The sequence below is a fragment of the uncultured Wocania sp. genome (assembly GCF_964021735.1).
Classification (GTDB): domain Bacteria; phylum Bacteroidota; class Bacteroidia; order Flavobacteriales; family Flavobacteriaceae; genus Wocania_A.
In genome coordinates, this window is sequence record NZ_CAXIBN010000190.1 from 1 (window position 1) to 5,830 (window position 5,830).

The window sequence follows — 5,830 nt, forward strand, 5'->3', positions numbered from 1 at the left end:
TTATTCTAATTAATAATGTAAATTAGAAGCTTATTAATTGTTTTATAATGAAACTATTTAAGCTTCTAATTGTTTTTTTAATATTAAGTTTTCAAGCTTGCTCAAGTCAAATTGAAAAAATTAACGGCGTGAGTTTTGTGGCTTCTTCAGATGAAATTAACGAATCTCATGTAAAACCTGTTGTAAATGTTAATGCAAATTATGCAGCGATTATGCCTTTCGGTTTTATAAGAAATCTAGAATATCCAGAAATAATTCATAACACCGATAGACAATGGTTTGGAGAAACTAGAGCAGGAGCAAAGCAATATATAGAAGTTCTTAGAGAGCAGCAGATCAAAATCATGATAAAACCCCAAATTTGGGTTTGGCGTGGCGAATTTACTGGTTATATTGAAATGAAAGATGAAACTAATTGGAAATTGTTAGAAGATTCATATACCAGTTTTATAATGGAATATGCTTTACTAGCTCAAGAAGTAAATGCCGAAATATTTTGTATTGGCACCGAACTTGAAAAGTTTATTGTAAATCGACCAAAGTATTGGAGTAATTTAATAATAGAAATAAAGAAAACATACAAAGGTAAATTAACCTACGCAGCAAATTGGGATGAGTTTAAACGTACACCGTTTTGGGGCGATTTAGATTTTATTGGGGTTGATGCCTATTTTCCTGTTAGTGATAGTAAAACACCAACGGTTGAAGACTGTTTAGAAGGATGGAAAGAGCATAAACCAGTTATTAAAGCGCTTTCAAGTACATTTAAAAAACCAATTTTATTTACAGAATTTGGTTATAGAAGTGTAGATTATGCAGGAAAAGAACCTTGGAAAAGCGATAGAAGTATGAATCAAGTTAATTTAGAAGCTCAAACTAACACTACTAAAGCCTTATTTGAAACCTTTTGGAACGAAGACTGGTTTGCAGGTGGTTTTGTTTGGAAATGGTTTGTTAATCATAATAAAGTTGGTGGTGTAAAAAACACACAATTTACGCCGCAAAACAAACCTGTTGAAGCTTTATTACGTAAACAGTATATAAATTCTAATTCTAAATGAGCAAAATAAAGTATATAATTGTAAGTTTTTTAGTTTTTACATCTTGTTTAAATGATAATGATGACAATTTAGGGAATACTTTAGATGTTTATATTTTAAATAAATCTTTTGAAATGGGAGCTGTTATTGCTTGTGCTGCAAGTGATGCAAACACCAACGAGATTTTAACCTTTTACTACCCAGAAACTGGAGCAACTAATATTCGGTTTTATGAAACCCAAAATGCTCAAGTTAATAAAGATGATTTTTCAAATTACCTTTTAAACGAGCTCCATAGTGAACCTGTTTTTAATGGGTATTTAGGTAGGTTTCCACAATCGTCAACTACTGAAAAATGGGTTATTGTTACTTTTGAGTTGGATGGAGAAATAAAAATATCAAATCCAATTCGAGTTAAGCATTTAACAAAATCTACAGTTTGGAATGATGAAGTCGCTATAGATCAATCGCAATCTAGAATGCCAAATTTTGCATGGGAACACAATGCTTTTGGCGATAATGCCATATACTTTCAAGTTATTTCTGATGAACAAGATAATTTACTTTCAGGAACTTATACCTATGATAATCATTTTCAATATTACGACATTTCTAATGTCGTTTTAAATGTAACAACAGATGCGCCGCCAGAATTAATTATAGGAAGCAGTTATAATTTCACTTTAATGGATGTTAGTGAAGATAATTGGGTAAATTGGGTAATTCAAAAAACTTTTGATGCACAATGAATAAAATTCTTACCATCTTAATATTGAGTTTATTTAGTGTGAGTTTGTTTTCGCAGGATTTAACAGTTGCCGATTTAAAAATTCAAGGCAATAAAAAGCTTAAAACATCTTTTGTAAAAAGTATTTCAACAATTAAAGCAGGAGTAAAGTTAGATTCATTAGTTATAGAGCAGGATATAAGGCGTTTAAGACGCTTGCCATCAGTGTCTCATGCATATTATCAAGTATTTCATTCTGCGGATAATGAATGTAATGTGTTTTACAATATTGAAGAAAACTTTACTTTAATTCCTTCGGTTAATTTTTACACCACAGATAATGATGAGTTTGCATATCGTATAGGCTTATATGAGTTTAATGCTTTTGGAAGGAATATTATTTTTGGAGGGTTTTATCAGAAAGATATTTACGATTCACACGCCATTAATCTTAGAGCGCCATTTTTATTTTCTAAACATTGGGGATTAGCTGCTAATTATCAAGATTTAACTACCCAAGAGCCTGTGTTTTTTGAAGATGAAACCGCTCAATACAAATACAATAATAAGAGCTACGAAATTCTTGGTTTGTACCGATTCGATTTTCATAATAGGTTAGAATTTGGAGCAAATTACTTTACCGAAGATTACCGTTTTAAAGGAGAAAACGTTAATAATCGTCCCGAATTAAACGTGCATAAATGGTTGGCAAAGGGGATTTATGAGTATAACAATCTTGATTATTTTTATCAATTTGTTACTGGCTTTAGAAGCATATTCAATTTTCAATACGTTACATCAACCAACGATATGCTCCCTGATTTTTTTATAGGTTGGAATGATTTTTTCTATTTTAAACGTATAGGCGAAAAAGGTAATTGGGCTAACAGATTGCGCATGGGTTTGTCTACTAATGATGAAACACCCTTTGCACCTTTTTCGGTTGATAATAATTTAAATCTTCGCGGTGTTGGTAATACAATAGATAGAGGCACAGGAGTTATTGTTTTAAATACCGAATATCGCCATACATTGTATGAAAAAAAATGGTTTGTTTTACAAGGGAATGCATTTGTAGATGCAGGTTCTTGGAGAAACCCAGGAGGCGATTTTGGCGATTTTAGTAAAGATGATAACATTAAAGTATATCCAGGTTTAGGCTTACGCTTCATTCATAAAAAAATATACAATGCCATTTTTAGAATTGATTATGGTTATGGTGTAACAAAAAACTCAACTAACGGTTTTGTATTTGGTATTGGGCAGTATTTTTAAAGTATTTAGGGCGTTACCCCTACGTGCCTTGGGGTCGGGCTTTCACAAGTCGCTCTCTGCGAGGAGCTCCAACAATTGCTCAATCCCTAACGCACCAACCCGCCAAAGTAAGTTTTCAAACGGAAAATCTGGTTAATTCCAATACAAACAATTATTTTTGATTGAAAATTTAAGTATGCGAACATTTGCAATAGGAGACATTCATGGAGGTTTAAAAGCTTTAATTCAGCTCTTAAATAAAATGGAGATTAAAGATGAAGACACCCTTATTTTTGTAGGAGATTATGTTGATGGTTGGAGCGAATCTGCTCAAGTTATTCAGTTTTTAATAGAACTGTCACAAAAAATAAACTGCATATTTATAAAAGGAAACCATGATGTTTGGTGTGAAGATTGGTTAAGAGACGACGATGTTAACCCTATTTGGTATATGCATGGGGGTAAAGAAACCATGGATAGTTATGTGGGTTTTTCAGAAGATAAAAAAAAGGAGCATTTAAAGTTTTTTGAAAACATGCCACTTTACTATATTGATGATAAAAAAAGGTTATTTGTTCATGCAGGATTTACATCAATGCATGGTGTAGAAAAAGAGGTTTTTAAAGCAAGCCTTTATTTTGACAGAACACTTTGGGAAATGGCTTTAACTATGGATGAAAGCATTGAAAAAGATTCAGCTATTTACCCAAATCGATTAAAACATTACTCCGAAATTTATATTGGGCATACACCAACAATCAATTTTAAAGTAGATGAACCCATGCATGCTGCTAATGTTTGGAATATTGATACAGGTGCTGCTTTTACTGGTAAACTTTCTGGGATTAATATAACTACTAAAGCCATTTTTCAGAGTGATAATTTACCAGCTTTGTATCCAAATGAAAAGGGGAGAAATAAAGTGTAAATTACTCAATACTCTTAAAATTCTTTATAGCTTGATTAGGTTCCATAACGTTATATCCTTTCCAAAACTCAGGATCGTATTTTGGTAAATATGTTGGTTTAACTTTAGCCTTTTCTTTAAAACTGTTAAATGTAGCTTCAGTGATGCTTTCGTTTTCAAAAACCACAAGTTCCTTTTTTACAATATTAGATACTTGAAAATTGATATCTGTAGATATTTCATTCTGTTTTCTTCTGCCTTTTGTGTGTTTATTTTTTTCAATAATTTTTAAAGGTCTTTTAATACCAAATTTATTACCAGATTCTATTTCGGCATATTTAAGGGCATATTTATCCGTGTCGTTTTTCGAGTAAATAAAGGTGCCTTTGGTAAGGTATTGAGAAAACGAAATACCTAAAAGTCTAAACTTCTTGAGTGGTTTTACATTCTCATAATCTAAGCGTATAATCGCAAAATCATCAGTGTTTACATATATTACGCCTTTAAAGTCTTCTTTTCTTTTTGGAGTAAAAGTTATCTTATATGCAAATTCACCGTTTAAAAATTGGTAATCTAAAAGCTCGAATTCGTATCGGTTAGATTTTTCAAGAAAGTTTAAATGCGAGTCTTCAAAAATAAAACTACTAGCCTCTAAATTTGAAATAGCACGTTTTCTATATCTTAAAAAGTTCTTTTTCCTTTCGGCTTCTTTCTTTTTTTGTTCTTCAATAAAAGCTTTTGTTTTTTCAATGTCTTTGTCTACTTCTTTAGTTTCACCAAAAAGTGAAGAATCTATGTCTTCTTTAGTTCCAAAAATTCCAGATTTAATTTTAAAATACGAGTCTCTTTTAACGTGTTTTTTAAATATATTGTTGAATTTTTCTTCTAAACCTTCAAATGAGATTTCATTGTTTTTATCGTAAAGGTTTGAAGCCTTAATAATATCTAATTTCAAAGCATCTTTAGAAATAGGTTTTTGGTAAAAATCACCTAAAATTTCTGTGTAGTTCCCAGAGTTTTTTGGCATGATGTATAAAACGCTATCTACAAACTTTTGGTTAATTTCTGGAATCGTCGATTTTTTAATATCTATAGTGTTTTTAAGAATATTATTATTGTCAGATTGTCTGTAAAACAATCTGCTTTTACTGTAATCAAAATCATAATTATTAGCTAAGTTTTCTTTAGCTTTTTCTATTATTTCATCTACTGTATATTTTTTATTAGAAACTAAAACTTCATCTAATTCAATAGATTTTGTGCTTAAAACAATAATGCTGTCTGTAAATTTTTTAATGGCAATACGTTTAGTTTCATAGCCCAAGCAGTTGATAAAAAGAGAGTCTTTTTTAGTGATTTTTTTATCTAAATACATCTGAAAAACACCATTTTCGTTACTAATAACACCAGATTTTTTATTGAGTTCTATAGTTGCAAACGGAATAGGCTTTTGCGTAGTAGAATCAATCAATTTTGCATGTATTGATTCTTGTGCATTAAACAATTGAGAAATAAAAAGGGTAACTAAGATAAAAAGTAATTTTGGCTGCATATAAAAATCTATTTGCTATAAAAGTAGACGATTATATAACCTAAATGTAACATTTAGGGTTTCATTAAGTGAAATTTATTATTTGTTAACATTTACATATTTTACATAATATTGATTTAGTTTATCTGGCGAAGCACCAAGCCATTTTTTTAAATGAATAGTCCAATAATGAAATTGTAACCGCCAAATACCATTCGTGTTATAATGTCTTGGAGAAGTGGTTAACCACTTTTGAATGACTACAAATTGTTTTCGAGCGTAAAGTTTGCTAATAAAATCGTTGTCTTCGTAAATTTTAAAATTTTCATCAAAACCTCCAATAGAATTAAAAAGTGACTTTGTAATAAATA

The 5,830-nt window shown here is 30.5% G+C and carries 5 protein-coding genes and 1 pseudogene; 4 read left to right on the forward strand and 2 right to left on the reverse strand.

The genetic code is table 11. The features are described from left to right. Positions 1-47 precede the first annotated feature (47 nt). The 4 genes from AADI82_RS13205 (at position 48) to AADI82_RS13220 (ending at position 3,949) form a co-directional block, all read left to right on the forward strand. Entirely contained in the window at positions 48-1,061 is a 1,014-nt protein-coding gene (locus AADI82_RS13205) for a glycoside hydrolase (protein ID WP_341216894.1), read from the forward strand. After that, positions 1,058-1,789 carry a hypothetical protein gene (locus AADI82_RS13210; protein ID WP_341216895.1) on the forward strand — a complete coding sequence of 244 codons (732 nt, stop codon included), beginning with the start codon at positions 1,058-1,060 and terminating at the stop codon, positions 1,787-1,789. Before AADI82_RS13205 ends, AADI82_RS13210 begins: the two co-directional genes overlap by 4 nt. Further along, on the forward strand, positions 1,786-3,042 hold the full coding sequence (locus AADI82_RS13215) for an outer membrane protein assembly factor (RefSeq protein ID WP_341216896.1): 1,257 nt from the start codon (positions 1,786-1,788) through the stop codon (positions 3,040-3,042). Before AADI82_RS13210 ends, AADI82_RS13215 begins: the two co-directional genes overlap by 4 nt. Before the next feature lie 175 nt (positions 3,043-3,217). Further along, a complete protein-coding gene (locus tag AADI82_RS13220; protein ID WP_341216897.1) occupies positions 3,218-3,949 on the forward strand; it encodes a metallophosphoesterase family protein in 732 nt (243 codons plus the stop codon). A gap of 1 nt (position 3,950) precedes the next feature. Here AADI82_RS13220 and AADI82_RS13225 read toward each other — a convergent pair whose 3' ends face one another. Together AADI82_RS13225 and AADI82_RS13230 are read right to left on the reverse strand one after the other, a co-directional pair. Next, positions 3,951-5,480 carry a carboxypeptidase-like regulatory domain-containing protein gene (locus AADI82_RS13225; protein ID WP_341216898.1) on the reverse strand — a complete coding sequence of 510 codons (1,530 nt, stop codon included), beginning with the start codon at positions 5,478-5,480 and terminating at the stop codon, positions 3,951-3,953. 78 nt (positions 5,481-5,558) lie between these two features. Next, a pseudogene (locus AADI82_RS13230) lies at positions 5,559-5,830 on the reverse strand (glycosyl transferase family 2); the annotation flags it as partial.